Consider the following 23,840-nt stretch of genomic DNA (forward strand, 5'->3'; position numbering starts at 1 on the left):
CGCTGCGCTTGACGATCGCTTACAGCCGTAAGCAGTATCGCAAAGAAACGTTGGAACGTGTGGCGGGACTGCTGCAATCCGCTTTGCAAGAGGTGATTGCGCATTGCGTCGCTCAGGAACAGCCGCAGCTGACGCCAAGTGATGTGTCCTTCCAGGGTCTGACGACTGGAGAACTGGAGCACATGGCAGCGCAGGCCGCACATATAGGGGAGCTGGAAAATGTATACGCGCTGACGCCGATGCAAAAGGGCATGCTCTTTTACAATCTGATGGACTCGCAATCGGGAGCTTATTTTGAACAGGCCTCCTTTGATCTGCAAGGACATTTTAATATCGATGCGTTTGCGGCAAGTTTGGATGTATTGGTGCAGCGGCATACAGCACTGCGCACGAACTTCTACAGTGGCTGGAAGGATGAACCGCTGCAGGTTGTGTATCGGAATAAGCGCAGCGAATTCTATGTGGAAGATTTGCGGGATATGGAGGAAGAGCAGCAAAACGAGTACATCCTCGAATATACGCGCAAAGACAAGCAGAGAGGCTTTGATCTGGCACAGGATGCTTTGATGCGTGTGGCCGTTTTGCGCACCGGCGAGGATGCGTACCGTTTTGTGTGGAGCTTCCACCATATCGTGATGGATGGCTGGTGCTTGTCGCTGGTGACAGGCGAAGTGTTTGCGAGTTATTTTGCAATACTGGCCCATAAACAGCCGGAACTGGCCCCTGTAACGCCATACAGTCAATATATCGAATGGCTGGAGCAGCAGGATCGTCAGGCCGCATCAGGTTACTGGAGCAAGGTTCTGGAAGGATATGAGGAACAGTCCCGCCTGCCACAGGCTAAAATTCAGGGCAAAACAGGATATCAGGCGGAGCGTCTGGATTTTGACTTGGGCGCGGAGCTCACGGCAGGCATTCAGCGCATAGCCAAGCGTTATCAGGTAACGATCAATACGTTGATGCAGACGGTGTGGGGCCTTTTGTTGCAAAAATATAATGGCACAGATGATGTGGTGTTTGGCAGCGTGGTATCTGGACGTCCAGCAGACATTCCGAATGTGGAGCACATCATTGGTCTGTTTATCAATACCATTCCTGTACGCATCCGCAGCCAAGTGGACAGCTTATTCTCAGATGTGATGAAGCAAACCCAGGAGCAATCCATTGCTTCCCATGCCTATGATACGTACCCGTTGTATGAAATTCAGGGGTTGTCGGAGCTTAAGCAGGATTTGATCAATCATATTCTTATTTTCGAGAACTATCCGGTAGAGGAACAATTGGAGCAATTAGGCAATGACGATGAGTCCAGCTTCAGTATCACCGGAGCCGAGTCTGTCGAGCAGACCAACTATGACTTTAACCTGGTGGTACTGCCAGGGAACACCATTCACATGAGCTTCGGATATAATGCCTTGGCCTTTGAACGGGAAAGTGTAGAGCAAATTCGAGGTCATCTGGTGCAACTGCTGGAGCAGGTGGTAGCGAAGCCGGACATTCGCGTACATGAGCTGGATATGTTAAGTGAGCAGGAGCGCAAGCAAATTCTCAGCGTATGGGGCGATACGGCGACCGAGTATCCAAGCGAGCAAACGATTTATGGCTTGTTCGAGGCGCAAACCGCGCGGACGCCGGAGCAGACAGCACTGTTCTTCGAAGGAGAGCAGTTGACCTATCGTGAACTGAATGCACGCGCCAATCGATTAGCTCGTACCTTGCGCAGTCAAGGTGTGACGAAAGATCGTCTGGTGGGTCTGATGACCGAGCGTTCGGTGGACATGATCGTAGGGATCTTCGGGATTTTGAAGGCCGGGGGCGCGTATGTCCCTATTGATCCGACGTATCCAGAGGAACGTATCCGCTATATGCTGGATGACTCGGGTGCGAAGCTGTTGTTGACACAAAGTCATCTGGTGGACAAAGCAGCTATCGACGGTCACGTGCTGGTGTTAGATGGGGAGCAAACGGTGTACCACGAGGATGATTCCAATTTGGAGCCGTGGTCAGGTCCGAATGATTTGGCGTATGTCATTTATACGTCGGGGACAACGGGGCAGCCGAAGGGCGTAATGCTCGAGCATCACGGGCTGTGCAATCTGAAGACGTATTTTGATCAGACGCTTCAGATGAGCACGTCGGATCATGCGTTGCTGTTCGCCAGCTATTCGTTTGATGCGGCTTGCTGGGAAATCTTCCAGGCACTGTTCTGCGGAGCCACGTTGTATGTGCCAACGTCAGAAACGATTTTGAATTACGAGCGGTTTGAGCAATATATGGCGGATCATCACATCACCGTAGCCGCTTTGCCGCCGACCTATGCGGTGTATCTGGAGCCGGGACGGATGCCAAACCTGCGTATTTTGTTCACTGCGGGTTCTGCATCTTCAACAGAATTGGTGTACAAGTGGAAGGATCAGGTGGCGTACTACAACGGCTACGGTCCAACCGAAAACTCGGTGGCGACGTCCATCTGGCCCGTATCCGAGGATGAGAGAGCCGGACAACTGATTTCTATTGGACGCCCTGTGCCGAATCACCGGGTATACATGGTGGATGTGCATGGACATTTGGCTCCGGTAGGCGTAGCGGGTGAGTTGTGCGTGTCTGGTCCAGGTCTGGCCCGTGGTTATCTGGATCGCCCAGAGCTGACGGCTGAGAAATTTGTATCGAACCCGTTTGCGGCTGGTGAAGCCGGCTACGAACGGATGTACCGTACGGGTGACTCGGCGAGATGGATGCCAGACGGCAACATCGAATATTTGGGCCGGATCGACCATCAGGTGAAAATCCGGGGCTACCGGATCGAGTTGGGTGAGGTCGAGGCACAAATTTTGAAAGTGGAGGACGTACAAGAGGTTATCGTACTGGCCCAGGCGGACGAGCAGGGGCAAAACCAACTGGTGGCGTACTATGTCGCTGAACGGGAAGTAAGCGCTGGCGAGCTACGCAGCTTACTGGGCGAGGAGCTACCAAACTACATGGTGCCATCGTATTTCATCCAACTGGAGCAGATGCCGCTGACACCGAACGGAAAAATCGACCGCAAGGCCCTGCCAGCACCAGAAGGCAGCCTGCAAAGCGGAGCGGATTATCTAGAGCCGCGCACAGCGCTGGAGCAGACGTTGGTGTCCATTTGGCAGGCTGTATTAGGAGCGAAGAGAGTTGGGATTTTGGATAATTTCTTTGATCTGGGCGGCGATTCGATCAAAGCAATCCAGGTATCCTCCCGTTTGCTGCAAGCGGGCTACAAGCTGGACATGAAGGATTTGTTCCAATATCCTTCCGTCTCGCTGCTGAGTGGTCATGTACACAAGGTCAGCCGTACAGCCGATCAGCGGGTGATTTCGGGAAGCGCCAAGCTAACCCCGATTCAGCAATGGTTCTTTGAGCAATCCTCGGCAGAGCCACACTATTTCAATCAGTCGGTGATGCTGTATAGAGCACAAGGCTTTGATGAAGCCGCATTGCATCAAACGGTGACCAAGGTAACGGAGCATCATGATGCGCTGCGTATGGTCTTCCGTCAGACCGAACAGGGCTATGAAGCGTGGAATCGCGGCTTGAACGAAGGCGAGCTGTACAGTCTGGACGTTGTGGATTTGAGGGGCCTCGAAGACGCGGCAGATGTGTCGATGGCGATTGAAATGAAAGCCAATGCCATCCAAAGCTCCATTCGTCTGGACGAAGGACCGCTGGTGAAACTGGGACTTTTCCACTGCATGGATGGGGATCATTTACTGATTGCCATTCACCATTTGGTCGTAGACGGGATTTCATGGCGGATTGTGTTTGAAGATTTTTCCACGGGATATGAGCAGGCGGTTCGTGGAGAAGCCATTCGTTTGCCAAATAAGACGGACTCGTTCTCCACTTGGGCAGAGCGCTTATCACAATATGCGAATAGTCCAGCCATCGAAGACGAACGCGAATACTGGCACCGTCTTGCCCAAACGGAAGTCGCATCGTTGCCTAAGGATCAAGAGAGAGCAGAGGGACAACATTCTCTAATCAGAGACACTGCGACGGTGACCGTGGCTTGGAGCGAACAGGAAACACGACTGTTGCTGCAGGAAGCACACCGTGCATACCACACCGAGGTCAATGATCTGCTGTTAACCGCACTCGGCACAGCGGTATATAACTGGAGCGGTCAAGAGCGCGTGCTGGTCAATCTGGAGGGACATGGCCGGGAAGCCATTGTTCCAGATATCGACATCACCCGTACCGTGGGCTGGTTTACAAGCCAATATCCGGTGCTGCTGGATGTGGACGGAAAGGCGGAAGTAGGGCAGCGAATCAAGCGGATGAAGGAAGACCTGCGTCATGTGCCGCATAAGGGCATTGGCTACGGTATTTTGAAATATATGTCTCAGGATGATGCCCATCATTCCCTTGCCTTGCAGCCTGAAATTAGCTTTAACTATTTGGGACAATTTGATCAGGACTTGGAAAATGGGGATATCGTTCTGTCTTCACATCCAGGTGGGGAGCCGATGAGTGATCATACCGTTCTGGAGCATCCTTTGAATGTGAACGGAATGATTACAGCGGGCACGCTGACACTGGAAATTCGCTATGACAGTAAGGTATATCATCAGCAAAATGTAGAAAACTTTGCGCAGTTGCTGCAGGAAAGCTTGCAGGAAGTGATCGCTCATTGTGCCTCCAAAGAGCGGAGTGAGCTAACCCCAAGCGATGTATTGTTCAAGGGCTTGACGCTTGGGCAGCTGGAGCAATTGACAGAGCAAACAGCTTCTGTGGGCGAGCTGGAAAATGTATATGCTCTCTCGCCAATGCAGAAGGGGATGCATTTCCATAGCTTGATGGAGCCGGAGTCAGGCGCCTACTTCCAGCAAGCGTCGTTTGATCAACAAGGGAGCTTTGATGTAGCTGTTTTCCGCAAGAGTCTGGATGTACTGACACAGCGTCATGAAGCGCTGCGGACGAATTTCCATATGTTTGAGACAGGGCACAGTCAGGAGCCATTGCAGATCGTGTTCCGTCACAAAGATAGCGACCTTTCCTTCCAGGATGTACGCGGCATGCAGGAAGCGGAGCAACAGGCGTATATCCAGGCGTTTAAGCTGGAGGACCAAGCTAGAGGCTTTAATCTCGGTACCGATGCACTGATGCGCGTACAGGTATTGCAAACAGATGAAGAAACGTATCACTTGGTATGGAGCTTCCATCACATTGTCATGGATGGCTGGTGCTTATCGCTGGTTACGGGTGAAGTGTTTGGTACGTACTTTGCGCTACTGGAGCAGAAGCAGCCAGAGCTTGCTCCGATCACACCGTATGGCCAATATATCGAATGGCTGGGACGTCAGGATGAACGTGCGGCAAAAGATTATTGGAGCAGCTATTTGGCGGGCTTTGAACAGCAGACGTTGTTACCTGGATCGGATACTTCATCAAAAGAGCAAGTGGCTAATACTGTATCCACTACAACAAGCGACACCAGCAAATATATCTCTGAAAAAATAACGGTAGATCTGGATCCAACGTGGAGCGAAGCCATACACCGGATTGCGAAGCAGCAGCAGGTCACGATTAATACGCTGATGCAGAGCGTGTGGGGCCTTATTTTGCAGAAATATAACAACAATGAGGATGTTATTTTCGGTAGTGTCGTATCTGGACGTCCAACAGATATTGCCGGCGTAGAGCATATGATCGGTTTGTTCATTAATACGATCCCGGTGCGGATTCAAAGTGAACGGAATGCCACTTTTGTGGAAGTGATGCGGAAAACGCAGGAACAAGCACTGGCCTCGGGAGCCTATGACAGCTTCCCGCTATATGAGATTCAGGCGCTGACCGAGCAGAAGCAGAACCTGATTAACCACATTATGGTATTTGAGAATTATCCGGTAGAGGAGCAAGTTGAGCAGCTGGGTGAAGTTCGTCCGTCCGCTTTTGAAATTACGAATGTAGAGGTTGTTGAGCAAACGAATTATGATCTGGACTTGATTGTGATGCCAGATGAAACCTTCCGCATCCTGTTCAGATATAACGCCAATGTATACGATCGGTCTACGATAGAGCGAATGCAGGGACATGTACTGCATGTCATCGAGCAAATTATCGACAATCCGCATATCCGAGTAAATGAACTGGAATTGGTGACACCGGAAGAGCAGGCGCAGATCGTTCGGGTCTGGGGGGATACGGCGGCAGCCTATCCGCAGGATCAGACGCTAAGCGCATTGTTCGAGCAGCATGCAGCGAAAACACCGGATCAGGTGGCAGTGTTGTGCGGAGCGGAATCGTTGACCTACGGGGAGTTGAATGAGCGCGCGAACCGTTTGGCTCGGACGCTGCGTACGGAAGGTGTTGAACCGGATCAGCCTGTAGGCATTTTGGTTCACCGTTCGCTGGACATGATCGTCGGCATCTATGCGATCCTCAAAGCAGGCGGAGCCTACGTGCCCATTGATCCGGAATATCCGGTAGACCGTATCCGCTTTATGCTGGAGGATTCGGGCGCGAAGCTGGTGCTGACGCAATCGCATTTGGCTGAGCAAGCAACGCTGAGTTTCGGCGGCCAAGTGCTGGTACTGGAACACGAGGACATCTACCACGAAGATGGCTCCAATCTGGAGCCACTGGCCGGACCGCACCATGTAGCCTATGTTATCTATACGTCCGGTTCCACGGGAAAACCGAAGGGCGTGATGGTGGAGCACCATTCCGTGCTAAATCGAATTTTGTGGATGCATGATCGTTACGGCTTGAGTGCGGAAGACACAATCCTGCAAAAGACCGCCTTCACCTTTGACGTATCGGTGTGGGAGCTGTTCTGGTGGTCGCTGGTCGGCTCGAAGGTGAGCTTGCTGTCTGTAGGCGGGGAAAAGAACCCGGAAGACATCGTCGATACGATTGCCCGCGATGGCGTGAGTACGATGCACTTTGTACCCGCCATGCTGCATGCGTTCCTGGAATATGTGGAGCAGCAACCAGGGGAAGTGATACAGGCGAAGCTGGGAACGTTGCGTCACGTTTTTGCCAGTGGCGAAGCCTTACCGCCACAGCATGTCGCACGATTCCAACGGCTTGTGTCGAGTCTGGCCGGAGCGAAGCTGATCAACCTGTATGGCCCAACCGAAGCGACGGTGGACGTATCGTACTTCGATTGCGAGCCGTCAGAGGAATATACGGTCATTCCAATCGGAAAACCGATTCAAAACATTCGTCTGTACATCGTGAAGGAAGGCACGGAGCAATTGCAGCCAATCGGGGTTGCAGGTGAGCTGTGCATCGGCGGTGTCGGCGTAGCCCGAGGCTATCTGAACCGTCCAGAGTTGACGGCCGAGAAATTCGTAGCCGATCCGTTTGCTGGCGGGGAAGCCGGGTATGAGCGGATGTACCGCACAGGCGATTTGGCGAGATGGATGCCGGACGGCAACATTGAATATCTGGGCCGGATCGACCATCAAGTCAAAATCCGGGGTTACCGGATTGAACTGGGCGAGGTCGAATCGCAGCTGCTGCAAGTGGAATCGGTACGCGAAGCCGTAGTCACGGCTCGTGCGGATGAAACGGGACAAAAACAAATGGTGGCGTACTATGTCGCGGGGCAAGAGATCGGTGCTAGCGAGCTGAGAAGTGAGCTGGGCCGGGAGCTGCCAAGCTACATGGTGCCATCGTACTTTGTACAGCTGGAGCAAATGCCGCTGAGTCCAAATGGCAAAATTGACCGCAAGGCCCTACCAGCACCGGAAGGCAGCCTGCAAAGCGGAGCCGATTATGTCGCACCGCGGACGTGGGTGGAAGTGAAGCTGGCACACATTTGGCAGGATGTGCTGGGCCTCACGCAGGTTGGTGTGAAGGAAAACTTCTTCGAGATTGGCGGACACTCGCTGCGGGCGACGACACTGGCCTCGAAGATTCACAAGGAGCTGAACAAGCCGCTTCCACTGCGCAGTATTTTTGAAGCACCAACCATTGAACAGTTGGCAACGGTGTTAGAAAGTCTGGATCAAGTAACATACGCGTCCATTCCGGTAACGGAAGAACGCAGCTTCTACCCGTTATCTTCGGCGCAAAAACGACTGTATGTATTGCATCAGTTCGACCCGAATGATGTGAACTACAACATGCCGTCAGTGCTGCAAGTGAGTGGTCCGCTGGACGTAAATCGGGTGGAGGACGTATTCCGTCAATTGATCGCCCGTCATGCAACCTTGCGTACCCGCTTTGAGCTAGTGGACAATGAGCCGATGCAATGGGTGGAGGACACCGTGCCGTTCAAGGTGGAATATACGAAGGTACAGGCAGAGCGTTCGACTTCGGATACAGATCAGGACACAGCTACAGATTTGGATACAGTTACGTACACGACGATCAGCCAGGAAGTACAAGAACGGGTCCGGCAGTTTGTCCGTCCGTTTGATCTGAAAGCTGCACCGCTGCTGCGGGTAGGCTTGGTGGACTTGGGCGTACAAGGAGCAGAGCAAGAACCACAGCATCTGCTCATGCTCGACATGCATCATATCGTTTCGGATGGTGTGTCGATGGAGGTACTGACCGATGAATTTGTCCGCTTGTATGGCGGTGAAGAGCTATCGCCATTGCGGATTCAGTACAAAGACTATGCGGTATGGCAGCAAAGCGAAGCCCATCAGGAGTGGATGCAGCGTCAGGAAGCGTACTGGCTGGGCACCTTCCGGGGCGGAGTGCCTGTGCTGGATCTGTCAACCGACTTTGCCCGTCCGGTGGTGCAGAGTACGGCAGGGGATACGATCGAATTTGCACTGGAGCGTGAAGTTAGCGAACGCCTGAAAGAACTGGCTTCGCAAACAGGTTCAACCTTGTATATGGTGCTGCTGGCGGCATACACTACGCTCTTGCATAAATACACGGGGCAAGAAGATATCGTAGTGGGAACGCCGATTGCCGGAAGACCACATGCGGAACTGGAGAGTCTGGTAGGTGTCTTCATCAACACGCTGGCAATCCGCAATTATCCGTCTGGCGACCAATCGTTCCTGGATTATCTGCAAGAGGTGAAGGAGCATGCGCTCAGTGCTTATGAGCATCAGGACTATCCTTTTGAAGAGCTGGTTGAAAAGCTGAATTTGACGCGGGACACGAGCCGGAATGCGCTGTTTGACACGATGTTTGAGTTGAAAACATTGGAGCAACAGGAGTTGCAGCTGGAAGGTCTGACCCTGAATTCGTATCCGCTGGAAAATAATACGGCCAAATTTGATCTGACTCTGGATGCAGTGGAGCAGCCAGAAGGTATTCTGTGCAGCCTGGAATACAGCACGGCGCTGTACAAGCCTGAGACTATTGCGCGAATGGCGCAGCATTTTACCGAGCTTGTACGTGCAATTACACTGCATCCGCAGCAGCCATTGGCAGCTTTGGAGCTGGTACCTGCCGAGGAAAAAGTACAAATCATCCATGGATTTGGAAATGTGGGGGTATCGGATGTGGCTGCTGTTGAAGCAGAAGCCTTATTCCATACCTTTGTGGAAGAACAGGCACAGCTTGTGCCGGATCACGTGGCGGTGGTGTACGAGGAGCAGCAGCTTACGTACCGGAAACTGAACGAGCGTGCGAACCAATTGGCGCGGAGATTGCGGAATGAAGGCATTGGACGCGAGTCGATTGTCGGCATTTTGAGTGAGCGTTCGGTGGACATGCTGGTCGGCGTATTGGCCGTGTGGAAAGCTGGAGGCGCCTATGTGCCGCTGGATGCAGACTATCCGTCCGAACGTATTCGTTTCATGCTGGAGGACAGCGGTGCGACGGTACTGTTGACCCAAACAGGCTTGCAGGAGCGTGCACAGGTCTGGCTGGAGGAAAGCCGACAGGCCTTGACGGGAGGGCAGTTTGAGGCCGAGTTAGAAACAGCGGCTGGAACTGAAACGATGGAATCAGGGACTCTCCATGGAACCCTGAATGGAACAGCAGATTCGCCACCTGACAGCGAAGCAGCATCCGAATCCGCAGCGAACTTGCGTCTGCAGACGATGCTGGCGTTGGACGATGAGTCGCTGTACACCGGTGATACCACAGACGTCGATCATATCAACGAACCGCAGGATCTGGCGTATGTGATCTACACGTCCGGGACAACAGGACGTCCGAAAGGGGTCATGATCGAACATCACAGCTTGGTGAATACGGCTGCGGCGTATCGTCGGGATTACCGTCTGAGCGAGTTCCCGGTACGTTTGCTACAACTGGCAAGCTTCTCCTTCGACGTCTTCGTTGGGGATATCGCGCGGACGCTTTATAACGGCGGCACGATGGTTATTTGTCCGAAAGACGACCGGATTGATTTTAGCCGTTTGTATGGCTGGATTCGCGATTACCAGATTACAGTGTTCGAATCGACTCCGGCCCTGATCGTACCGTTTATGCAGCATGTGTATGAACAGGGGCTGGACATGAGCAGTCTGGAACTGCTGATCACCAGCTCGGATAGCTGCAGTGTGACGGATTACCGGGTACTGCAAGAACGATTTGGCGCAGATATCCGCATTATGAACAGCTACGGCGTCACGGAAGCAGCAATCGACTCCAGCTTCTACGATGAAGATCTATCGAAGCTGCCAAGCAGCGGCAATGTGCCGATTGGTCAGGCGTGGCTGAACGCACGCTTCTACATCGTGGACAGCCAGCTGAATCCGGTGCCGATCGGCGTACTGGGCGAGCTGTGCATTGGCGGAGCTGGAGTGGCACGAGGCTATCTGAATCGTGCAGACCTGACGGCCGAGAAATTCGTAGCGAATCCGTATGTACCAGGTGAACGATTGTACCGCACAGGCGATTTGGCGCGCTGGATGCCGGACGGCAATGTGGACTTTATCGGCCGGATGGATGATCAGGTTAAAATCCGGGGCTTCCGGATTGAACTGGGCGAGGTGGAAGCGCAGCTGTTGACCGTGGACGGCATTCAGAAAGCCATCGTCACCGCCTGGGAAAACGAAGACGGAGACAAGGATTTGTGTGCGTATATCGTAGCCTCTGAGGCGCTGAATTTGCCAGAGCTGCGCAACATGCTGCAGCCCAAGCTGCCGGGTTATATGATCCCGACGTATGTTGTACAACTGGATCAATTCCCGCTGACACCGAACGGAAAAATTGACCGCAAAGCGTTGCCTGCGCCGGAAGCGCGCCTCGAAGGAGGCACGGCGTACGTGGCACCGCGGACACTGCTGGAAGAGCAACTGGTACGTATTTGGCAAAGCGTTTTGAATCATCCGCAGATCGGTATTAAGGACCATTTCTTTGAAGTGGGAGGACATTCTCTGCGCGCCACAACACTGATGGCGAAAATCCATCAGGAGCTGAATTACAAGCTGGCCCTGCGAGATATTTTCCAATATCCGACGATTGAGCAACTGGTGCAGGTGATGGGAGAAGATCAGACACAACAAACGTATGTATCCATCCCTGTTGCGGAGAAGCGCGTATATTATCCCGTTTCCTCGGCGCAAAAACGGATGTATGTGCTGAGTCACCTAGAAGGTGGAGAGGTTAGCTACAATATGCCGGGCGCTTTGATTATTGAAGGTTCCTTGGATAAAACGCGACTGGAGCAAGCCTTCCGCCAGCTGATTGTCCGTCATGAAGCCCTGCGAACCCGATTCGAGATGGTGGATGGCGAGGTTATTCAATGGATTGAATCGGGCGTCGCATTCAACGTGGAGCATGTGCAGGCAAGCGAAGAAGAGACCCAGCAGTATGCACTGGACTTTGTACGTGCATTTGATCTCGCACAAGCACCGTTGCTGCGGGTTCAGCTGGTGGAAACCGGATCGGAACGTCACGTTATGCTCTATGACATGCACCATATTATTTCGGATGGTGTGACTGAAGGCATTATCGTGCAGGAGTTCTCTCAATTGTATGAAGGCAAGGAACTGCCGCCACTTCGCATCCAATACAAGGACTATGCCGTTTGGCAGCATGCCGATATGCAAAGTGAACGTCTTCGTGAGCAGGAAAGCTATTGGCTGAACACGATGGCTGGTGACATTCCGGCGCTGGATATGCCAACGGATTTTGCAAGACCAGCCGTACAGCGTCTGGAAGGAGCTCGATTGGAATTTGCGATCAGCCTGGAGGACAGCGAGCAGTTGAAACAGCTGGCCGCACAAACCGGCTCCACCTTGTACATGGTGTTGCTGGCCGCGTATAGCACGCTCTTGCATAAATATTCGGGGCAGGAGGACATCATCGTCGGCACGCCGATTGCCGGAAGACCGCATGCGGAACTGGAGGGCTTGGTAGGCGTATTCCTCAACACGCTGGCGATCCGCAATTATCCGTCTGGCGACAAAACGTTCCTGGATTACTTGCAAGAGGTCAAAGAGCATGCGCTCAGTGCTTATGAACATCAAGAGTATCCTTTTGAAGAACTGGTTGAAAAGCTGAATTTAACGCGGGATACGAGCCGGAATGCGCTGTTTGACACGATGTTTGAGTTGAAAACATTTGAGCAGCAGGAGTTCGAGCTGGAGGGTCTGACCTTTAAGACGTATCCGACGGACAATAACACGGCCAAATTTGATCTGACCTTGGATACAGTGGAGCAGCCAGAAGGCATTCTGTGCAGTCTGGAATACAGCACGGCGCTGTACAAGCCTGAAACCATCGCGCGATTGGTACAGCATTTTACCGAGCTTGTCCGTGCAATTACGCTGCATCCGCAGCAGTCACTGGCAGCTTTAGATATGGTAACCGTCGAGGAAAAGGCACAAATCATCTACGGTTTTGGAGATGTAGGGGTATCGGATGTGGCTGCGGTAGAAACAGGAGCACTGTTCCATACCTTTGTGGAAGAACAAGCGCAGCTTGTACCGGATCACGTGGCGGTGGTGTACGAGGAGCAGCAGCTTACGTACCAGAAACTGAACGAGCGTGCGAACCAATTGGCGCGTAGATTGCGGAATGAAGGTATTGGACGCGAGTCGATTGTTGGCATTTTAAGTGAACGTTCGGTGGACATGCTGGTCGGCGTATTGGCGGTATGGAAAGCTGGAGGCGCCTATGTGCCGCTGGATGCAGACTATCCGTCCGAACGTATTCGTTTCATGCTGGAGGACAGTGGTGCGACGGTACTACTGACCCAAACGGGGTTGCAGGAGCGTGCACAGGTCTGGCTGGATGAAAGCGAAGCTACAGTCGAACCCGCAGCGCACTTGCGTCTGCATACCGTGCTGGCGCTGGACGATGAGTCGCTGTACACCGGGGATGCCACGGATATCGAGCACATCAACGAACCGCAGGATCTGGCGTATGTGATCTACACGTCCGGTACAACGGGACGTCCGAAGGGCGTCATGATTGAGCATCGCAGCTTGGTGAATACGGCTGCGGCGTATCGCCGGGATTACCGTCTGAACCGGTTCCCGGTACGATTGCTACAACTGGCAAGCTTCTCCTTCGACGTGTTCGTCGGCGATATTGCGCGGACGCTTTATAACGGCGGAACGATGGTTATCTGTCCGAAGGACGACCGGATTGATCCAAGCCGTCTGTATGGCTGGATTCGTGATTATCAGATTACGGTATTCGAATCAACACCAGCCTTGATCGTACCGTTTATGCAGCATGTGCATGAACACGGACTGGACATGAGCAGTCTGGAATTGCTGATTACCAGCTCGGATAGCTGTAGCGTGACGGATTACCGGGTGCTGCAAGAACGATTTGGCGCGGATATTCGCATTATGAACAGTTACGGCGTCACGGAAGCGGCAATCGACTCCAGCTTCTACGACGAAGAACTGTCGAAGCTGCCGGACAGCGGCAGTGTACCGATTGGTCAGGCGTGGCTGAACGCACGCTTCTACATTGTGGACAGCCAGCTGAATCCGGTGCCGATCGGTGTGTTGGGTGAGCTGTGTATCGGCGGAGCCGGGGTGGCACGAGGCTACCTGAACCGTGCAGACCTGACGGCCGAGAAGTTCGTAGCGAACCCGTACGTAGCGGGTGAACGATTGTATCGCACAGGCGACTTGGCGCGGTGGATGCCAGACGGCAATGTGGACTTTATCGGCCGGATGGATTATCAAGTGAAAATCCGGGGCTACCGGATCGAGCTGGGCGAGATTGAAACGGCGATCCAACGGGTGCCAGGTGTGCGTCAAGCGGTAGTCATCGACCGGACAGATGAGCATGGACACAAGTACTTGTGCGGGTACATCACAGGAGAATCCGAGCTGCGGATCGAGGAGGTACAGGCCGAGCTGGAAGCCGGACTGCCAGCACATATGGTACCTGCACGCTTGATGCGACTGGAGACGATCCCGCTGACTAGCAATGGAAAAATCGACCGCAAGGCCTTGCCGGAACCGGAAGGAAGCATCCATACCGGGGCAGCCTATGTGGCACCGCGTACCACGGTGGAACAAGTATTGGCTGCGGTATGGGCCGGGGTGCTCGGCGTGGAAGCGGTAGGCACGCAGGATAACTTCTTTGAGCTGGGTGGCGATTCGATCAAGGCCTTGCAAGTATCCTCCCGATTGCTGCAAGCAGGTTATCGACTGGAGATGAAAGATCTGTTCAGTCATCCAACCGTGTCTGCATTGGCACTGAAAGTCCAAACGGTGACCCGATTGGCGGATCAGAGCGAAGTGGTGGGCGCTGTGAAACTGACACCTGTTCAACAATGGTTCTTTGAGCAGAACCTGACGGATGCTCATCATCATAACCAGTCCATTATGCTGCATAGCAAGGACGGTTTTGATGAAACGGCCCTGCGCACAGCGATGGATCACATCGTGAGCCATCACGACGCACTGCGTATCATTTTCCGTCCTAGTGAGCACGGATATGAAGCTTGGAACCGTGCGGTTGGGGAGGGCGAGCTGTATACGCTGGATCGGGCCGACTTCAGAAATGAGTCTGAGGTATATGCGGCGATCGAGGCTAAAGTGAATGAAATCCAGGCGGGTATTCATCTAAGCGAAGGACCGCTGGTGAAGCTGGGGCTGTTCCATTGCCCCGATGGTGATCATTTGCTGATGGCGATTCATCACTTAGTGGTGGATACCGTATCTTGGCGCATTTTGTTCGAGGATATTACGACAGCCTACGAGCAGGCATTGAACGGACAAGCCGCTCGTCTTCCGCACAAAACGGATTCATTCCGCACCTGGGCGGATGGGCAGTCTCAATATGCGAACGGTCCGGCCATGGCAGCAGAACTCGCATTCTGGCAGGAAATGGAACAGGGAATATATCAGCCGCTTCCAAAAGACGAATCCCATTCTCATTCCTTAAATAGGGACAGCGAGAACATTACGGTCACGTGGACAGCTCAGGAAACGGAACAGCTGTTAAAACAGGCGCATCGTGCCTACAACACGGAGATGAATGATTTGCTGCTTACCGCATTGGGACTGACTATTCATCGCTGGGCCGGTCTGGAACGAGTGCTTGTGAGCCTGGAAGGTCATGGACGGGAGTCCATTTTGCCAGAACTGGATATTACGCGCACCGTGGGCTGGTTTACGACTCAATTCCCAGTTGTGCTGGATATGAGCGTGGGGCAAGACCTTTCACAACGCATCAAACATGTGAAAGAAGGACTACGGCGCATTCCGCAAAAGGGCATTGGCTACGGGATGTTGAGATACCTGTCCGCAGCACGTGAGCAAGAGCGTTTTGTGACCGAACCCGAAATCAGCTTCAACTATTTGGGACAATTTGACCAAGATATGCAAAATCAATCCATTGGCGTATCTCCTTATTCTAGCGGTGCAGAGCTTAGCGCTCATGCAGCTAGAACGCACACGCTGGATATGAACGGACTGATTTCCGAAGGCGAGCTGCAATTGACGATCAGCTACAGTAAGCAGGAATATCGCCATGAAACGATGGAGCAGCTAGCCGAAGCGTTCCGAATCAGTTTGCAGGAAATCATTGCGCATTGCACAGGCCGCAAACAGCAGGAGCTGACGCCAAGCGATGTCATGCTTAAAAATGTAACCATGGCCGAGCTGGATCAGTTGGTAGAGCGGACTCGTGACATGGGGGAACTGGAAAATGTATATGCGCTGACGCCGATGCAAAAAGGCATGTTGTTCCATAGTCTGATGGATGCAGAGTCAGGTGCTTATTTTGAACAAACGACCTTTGATTTGCATGGACGCTTCCAAGCCGATATTTTCCAAGATAGCTTGAATCATTTGGCACAGCGGCATGAGATATTTAGAGCCAATTTCATCAGCGGTTGGCAGGATGAGCCTGTGCAGGTGATTTTCCGCCGCAAGGATGTTGGTTTTAGATGTGAAGATTTGCGTCATCTGAATGAGCAGGAGCGTGACGCGTATGTGAAGGAATTTATTCGCAAGGACAAGGCAGCCGGATTCGATTTGTCCCGGGATGCGTTGATGCGCGTGGCGATTTTACGAACAGGTGATGAGGATTATTATTTTGTGTGGAGCTCTCATCACATCTTGATGGATGGCTGGTGTGTGGCATTAGTCACGGATGAGGTGTTTGAGGCTTACTTTGCAGCCGTGGAGCATAGACAGCCGAAGCTTGCCCCCGTTACTCCATACAGTCAGTATATTGAGTGGCTTGAAGCACAGGATGTAGAAGCAGCAGCTGCGTACTGGAAGGATTATTTGCTCGGCTATGATCAGCAAACTTCGATTCCGACCGGAAAAGTAGGCGTGAAAGCGGACGGTGCACAATTTGAGCATATCCTGTGTGATCTGGGCAAGGACTTGACCGAACGTATGGAAATGGTGGCCAAGCAGTACCACGTGACCCCGAATACGTTGCTGCAAACAGCCTGGGGATTGCTGCTCCAAAAGTACAACGGTAGTGACGACGCTGTTTTTGGCGGTGTAGTGTCTGGTCGTCCAGCGGATATTCCGGGGATCGAAAATATGGTGGGCTTGTTCATTAACACCATTCCAATACGGATCCGCAGCGGGGCTGAGGACACCTTTGCCGACATGATCAGAACGAATCAGAAGCAGGCGCTGACTTCTCAAGATTATGAAACGTATCCGCTGTATGAAATTCAAGCCTTAAGCGAGCAAAAGCAAGATCTGATCAACCACATTATCGTGTTTGAAAACTATCCGGTGGAGGAGCAGGTCGAGCAACTTGGCGAAGGTGCAGAGTCGGATTTTGAAATTCGCAATGCCGGCATGATTGAACAAACCAACTATGATTTCAATCTGGTCGTTATGCCGCAGGAAGCGATGAAAATCCGATTTGAATACAATGCGAAGTTATATGATCGTGAAGCCGTTGAACGGACTCAGGGCCATCTGATACAGCTGTTGGAGCAGGTGGTGGCGAAGCCAGACATTCGAGTGCAGGAGCTGGATATGGTAAGTGAGCAGGAGCGTGAGCAAATTCTCAGCGTATGGGGAAATACAGCTGCTGAGTATCCAAGCGAGCAAACGATTCATGGCTTGTTCGAGACACAAACGGCGCAGACACCGGAGCAGGCAGCGTTGTTCTTCGAAGGAGAACAGTTGACCTATCGCGAGCTGAATGAACGCGCCAATCGTTTGGCTCGTACCTTGCGTAACCAAGGCGTGACGAAGGATCGTCTGGTGGGTCTGATGACCGAGCGTTCGGTGGACATGATCGTGGGGATCTTCGGGATTTTGAAGGCCGGAGGAGCATATGTCCCCATTGATCCAACCTATCCGGAGGAGCGTATCCGCTACATGCTGGACGACTCAGGTGCGAAGCTGTTGTTAACGCAAAACCATCTGGTGGATAAAGTAGCTTTCGATGGTAACGTGCTGGTGCTGGATGGGGAGCAAACGGTGTATCACGAGGATGATTCCAATCTGGAACCGTTGTCTGGTCCGAACGATCTGGCGTATGTCATCTATACGTCGGGTACGACGGGGCAGCCGAAGGGTGTTATGTTGGAGCATCGCGGTCTATGCAATCTGAAAACGTATTTTGATCAGACGCTCAAGATCCGAACGTCGGATCATACGTTGCTGTTCGCCAGCTATTCGTTTGATGCGGCTTGCTGGGAAATCTTCCAGGCGCTGTTCTGCGGAGCCACGTTGTATGTGCCAACGTCAGAGACGATTTTGGACTATGAGAGATTCGAACATTACATGACAGAACATCAGATTACGGTGGCGACGTTACCACCGACCTATGCGGTGTATCTGGAGCCGGAGCGGATGCCAAATCTGCGTATTCTGTTCACTGCGGGTTCTGCATCTTCAACAGAATTGGTATACAAGTGGAAGGATCAGGTGGCGTACTACAACGGTTACGGTCCAACCGAAAACTCGGTGGCGACATCCATCTGGCCGGTATCCGAGGATGAGAGAGCCGGACAACTGATTTCCATCGGACGCCCTATGCCGAATCATCGGGTATACATGGTGGATGTGCATGGACATTTGGCTCCGGTAGGCGTAGCGGGTGAACTGTGCGTGTCCGGTCCGGGTCTGGCCCGTGGTTATCTGGATCGCCCAGAGCTGACGGCTGAGAAATTTATACCAAATCCGTTTGCGGCTGGTGAAGCCGGCTACGAACGAATGTACCGTACGGGTGACTTGGCGAGATGGATGCCAGACGGCAACATCGAATATTTGGGCCGGATCGACCATCAGGTGAAAATCCGGGGCTATCGGATCGAGCTGGGCGAGGTCGAGGCACAAATTTTGAAAGTGGAGGACGTACAAGAGGTCATCGTACTGGCCCAGGCAGACGAACAGGGGCAAAACCAACTGGTGGCATACTATGTTGCTGAACGGGAAGTGAGCACTGGTGAGCTGCGCAGCTTACTGGGCGAGGAGCTTCCAAACTACATGGTGCCTTCGTATTTGGTGCAGCTGGAGCAGATGCCGTTGACACCGAATGGTAAAATCGACCGCAAGGCACTGCCAACACCGGAAGGCAACCTGCAAAGCGGAGCCGATTATGTCGCACCGCGGACATGGGTGGAAGTGAAGCTGGCGCAAATTTGGCAGGATGTGCTGGGTCTGGCGCAGGTCGGTGTGAAGGAAAACTTCTTCGAGATTGGCGGACACTCGCTGCGGGCGACGACGCTGGCCTCGAAGATTCACAAGGAGCTGAACAAGCCGCTTCCACTACGCAGTATTTTTGAAGCGCCAACGATTGAACAACTGGCAGCGGTCATGGAAGGTCTGGATCAAGTGGCGTATGCGTGTATTCCAGTGACGGAAGAACGCAGCTTCTACCCGCTTTCCTCGGCGCAAAAACGACTGTATGTGCTGCATCAGTTCGACCCGAATGATGTGAACTACAACATGCCGTCAGTGCTGCAAGTGAGTGGTCCGTTGGACGTGAAGCGAGTGGAGGACGTGTTCCGTCAACTGATCGCCCGCCATGCAACGTTGCGTACCCGCTTTGAGCTGGTGGACAGTGAGCCGGTGCAATGGATAGAGGACACCGTACCGTTCGAGGTGGAGTATACGAAGGTACAGGTAGAGGGTGCAACTGCGGACACGATGGTCAGTCAGGAAGCACAAGAACGTGTGCAACAGTTTGTACGTCCGTTCGATCTGCAAGCCGCTCCGCTGCTGCGGGTAGGCTTGGTAGATTTGGGTGTACAAGGAACCGAGCAGGAACCGCAGCATTTGCTCATGCTCGATATGCACCATATCGTCTCGGATGGTGTGTCCATGGGAGTACTGACCGATGAATTTGTCCGCTTATACGACGGTGAAGTGCTTTCGCCATTGCGGATACAGTACAAGGATTATGCGGTATGGCAGCAAAGCGAAGCCCATCAAGAGTGGATGCAACGTCAGGAAGCGTACTGGCTCGACACCTTCCGGGGTGAGCTGCCAGTGCTGGATGTACCTACGGACTTTGCCCGTCCGGCGGTGCGAAGTACCGCAGGCGATACAGTGGTGTTCGGGCTGGAACGCGAAGCTAGCGAACGCCTGAAGGAACTGGCGGCGCACACAGGCTCCACGCTGTACATGGTGCTGCTGGCTGCGTACACCGCGCTCTTACACCAATACAGCGGGCAAGAAGATATTGTAGTCGGCACACCGATTGCAGGACGACCGCATGCAGATTTGGAACCGATCCTCGGGATGTTCGTCGGTACGTTGGCATTGCGAAACTATCCGACAGCGGAACATACCTTCCGCAGCTACGTGGAAGAAGTGAAAGTTTGTGCTCTGCAAGCCTATGAACATCAGGACTACCCATTTGAGGAACTGGTGGAAAAGCTAAATGTGAAGCGGGATATGAGCCGCCATCCGCTGTTTGATACGATGTTTACCCTGCAAACCACCGAGGAAGGCGAGTTGCAGCTGGCAGATCTGAGCTTCCGTCCATACGGCTTGGAACAAACGCCAGCGAAGTTTGATTTGACGCTGGAAGCCAGAGAGGAAGAGGCAGGTATCCAGTTCGGATTGCAGTATGCAACTGCGTTGTACGAGCGCGAAACGGTAGAACGGATGACGCGTCACTTTGTTCGCTTGGCTGAAGCCGTCGCGGCGAACCCGGATGCGAAGCTGGGTGAGCTGGAGTTGATTACGGCAGAAGAAACCGAGCAGATTCTGAAGGTGTTCAATGATCCGAATGCGCACAGCCTGCTTGGAGCATTACAAGGCCGTTCGCTCAGCGAACGCTTTGAAGACCAAGCGAAGCGCAACCCTGAGCGGATAGCAGTTGTGTCTGGGGCCACCGCGCTGACCTACACTGAGCTGAATGAGCGTGCAAACCAATTGGCTCGTGTGTTACGAGCGGAAGGGGTCGAAGCAGATCAACCGGTTGGCGTATTGCTGGAACGTTCTGCGGATATTCTGGTGAGCATTCTGGGGGTACTTAAGGCCGGAGGCGCATATGTGCCGATGGATACGGTGTATCCACAGGAGCGCATCGACTACATGCTCCAAGACAGTGGGGCCAAGGTCGTGATTACAAGTAGAGTCGCCACCCTGTCGCTCAGCTTGCCATCCCTAGTACAAGCTGTAGTTCTTGACGACGAGGACGTTCAAGCTCAGTTGGGAGCACAGGATGCGAGCAATCTAATCCCTGTTGCCCGCCCGCATAACCTGGCCTATATGATTTACACGTCAGGCACCACCGGTCAGCCGAAAGGGGTCATGATCGAGCAGGGCAGTGTTAGCAATCTGGTAGATGCTTTATGGGAACGAGTATACAGCCGTTATGAACAGCCGCTTCATGTCGCATGGCTGTCGGCATTTGTATTTGACGCTTCAGTGAAGCAAATCTTTGCCAGCTTGCTGTTAGGCCACACCCTGCACGTGGTGTCCCGTGACGTCAGTCTGAGCGGAGAGCATTTGATCGCCTACTACCGCACGCACCGAATTGATCTGTCGGACGGCACACCTGCGCATCTGCATATTTTGAACGAAAGCGTCAGTGTGACGGAAGCGCCGGAAGTGAAGCATTACCTGATCGGTGGCGAAGCATTATCCGTGCAACTGGTAAATGTGTTCTTGCACAAGTGGTCCGGGTATCGTCCAGTCATTACGAACGTGTATGGCCCGACCGAAACGACGGTAGATGCGACTGCTTATACGATTGAAGATGTGGAGTCCCTGAACGTACTGCTGGAAAAAGGGGAGCACACAGTATCCATCGGAACGCCGATAGCGAACCAGTCGGTGTACATCCTGAACAGCCAGCAACAGCTGGTACCGATCGGTATCGCAGGTGAGCTTTATATCGGAGGTGCAGGTGTGGGACGAGGATACCTGAACCTGCCGGAGCTGACGGCAGAGAAGTTCGTCCTGAATCCGTTCGCTGATGCGGCAGCAGCTGATCCAGCGGATCACGCAAACCGGATGTACCGGACGGGCGACTTGGCACGGTGGATGCCAGACGGCAGTATTGAGTATTTGGGCCGGATCGACCACCAGGTGAAAATCCGGGGGTACCGGATCGAACTGGGCGAGGTGGAAGCGCAGCTGCTGACCGTGGACGGCATTCAGAAAGCCGTGGTCACAGCATGGGAAAACGAAGACGGACACAAGGACCTGTGTGCCTATATCATAGCTTCAGAGTCCCTGAGTTTGCCGGAGCTGCGCAATGCGCTGCAGCCGAAGCTGCCGGATTACATGATCCCGACGTATGTGGTACAACTGGATCGTTTCCCGCTGACACCGAACGGGAAAATCGACCGCAAGGCGTTGCCGGCACCGGAAGCACGCCTCGAAGGAGGCCTGGAGTACGTTGCACCGCGGACACCGCTGGAAACCAAGCTAGCCCAAATCTGGCAGGATGTCTTGAAGCTGTCCAGCGTAGGAGTCACCGACTCATTCTTTGACGTGGGTGGACACTCCCTGCGGGCAACGACGCTGGTGGCCAAAATCCATCAGGAACTGGACAGTCGGATTACGCTGCGTGAGGTGTTCCAACACTTCACGATTGAGCAGCAAGCCCAGCTCATCGCAACGCACGGTACAGACACCTATACGGTGATCCCTGCGGCGGCGCAACAGGCGTACTACCCGGTTTCCTCGGCTCAAAAACGATTGTACATTTTGAGCCATCTGGAAGGTGGGGATCTCAGTTACAATATGCCGGGTGTATTAACCGTGGAGGGACCGCTTCAGGCCGATCGGCTGGAGGATGCGTTCCGTCAGTTAATAGCCCGCCATGAAACGCTGCGGACTTCCTTTGAAATGCTGGAAGGCGAGGTCGTTCAGCGGGTTTACGATCAAGTGGAGTTTGCAGTAGAGCACCTGCAGGCCAGGGAGTCCGAAGTCGAAGCCTATATCGAGTCCTTTGTACGTAGCTTTGATCTTCGCCAGGCACCACTGCTGCGTGTCCGTCTCATTCAAACCGGACCAGAGCGCCATCTCCTGATGTACGACATGCACCATATTATTTCAGACGGTGTATCGTCGAGCAACATCGTGCATGAGCTGGTACAACTGTACGAGGGACAGGAATTGGAGCCGCTGCAAATTCAGTACAAAGACTACGCCGTGTGGCAGCAGCAGGAGATGCAGCGTGAGTCATACCAACGCCGAGAACACTTCTGGCTGGAGCATTTAGCCGGAGCATTGCCGGTACTGGATTTGCCAATTGCTTATCCTAGACCTGCTGTTCGCAGCTTCGAGGGTGCGATGTATGAATTTACAGTGGACGCGAATGTATCCGAGCAACTGCGCCGAATTGCGGCACAGACCGGAAGTACGCTGTACATGGTGCTATTGAGTGCCTACACCGTTCTGCTGTCCAAATACAGCGGTCAGGACGATTTGATCATCGGTACGCCGGTAGCAGGCCGCTTGTTGCCTGAACTGGAGCCACTGATCGGAATGTTCGTCAACACGCTAGCCATCCGGCATCAGCCGAAGGGCAACCAAACGTTCCACAGCTACTTGCTGGAAGCCAGAGATCGTACGTTGCAAGCCTTCGAGCATCAGGATTATCCACTGGAAGAGTTGGTGGAAAAACTGGATGTAGCACGGGATGCAAGCCGTAACCCGTTATTCGACACTATGTTTGTACTGCAAAATACGGAGTCACAGGAAGCGCAGCTTGAGACGCTGTCCTTCAGCCCGCATGTTCAGGAGCATCGTATCTCCAAATTCGATTTGACCTTGTCCATGAGTGATGAAGATGGGGAAATCAAGGGTTCCTTTGAATACTGCACGAAGCTATTTGGGGGCGACGCTATTGAGAGATTAACCAGAGATTTGATAGCGATCCTGTCCCAGATTGGAACCGATCCAGATTTACTGTTAAGCGATATTCAGGTGAACACGGACGAGCAGCCAGAAGGCTTCTCGCCGGATTCCATCGACTTTGTTTTCTAAATCAGTTTTCTAAGATGCAATGATTTCACTTTGCGTGTGCAGAGGGCGGCGGCTTGTCCGACTGCCCTTGCCTGCAAAGTATTCTTTTTCTGACACAAC

The 23,840-nt window shown here is 53.1% G+C and carries 1 protein-coding gene (cut by a window edge); it reads left to right on the forward strand.

Translation table 11 applies throughout. The features are described from left to right. Window positions 1-23,741, forward strand: partial view of a non-ribosomal peptide synthase/polyketide synthase gene (locus KAI37_RS11475; RefSeq protein WP_220031290.1) — the 3' portion only. Its footprint begins 18,472 nt before the window's first position; only the last 23,741 of its 42,213 coding nucleotides appear in the window; its start codon lies beyond the left edge, outside the window; its stop codon occupies window positions 23,739-23,741. The last annotated feature ends 99 nt before the right edge of the window (window positions 23,742-23,840 follow it).

The sequence above is a fragment of the Paenibacillus sp. S25 genome (assembly GCF_019454085.1).
Classification (GTDB): domain Bacteria; phylum Bacillota; class Bacilli; order Paenibacillales; family Paenibacillaceae; genus Paenibacillus; species Paenibacillus polymyxa_B.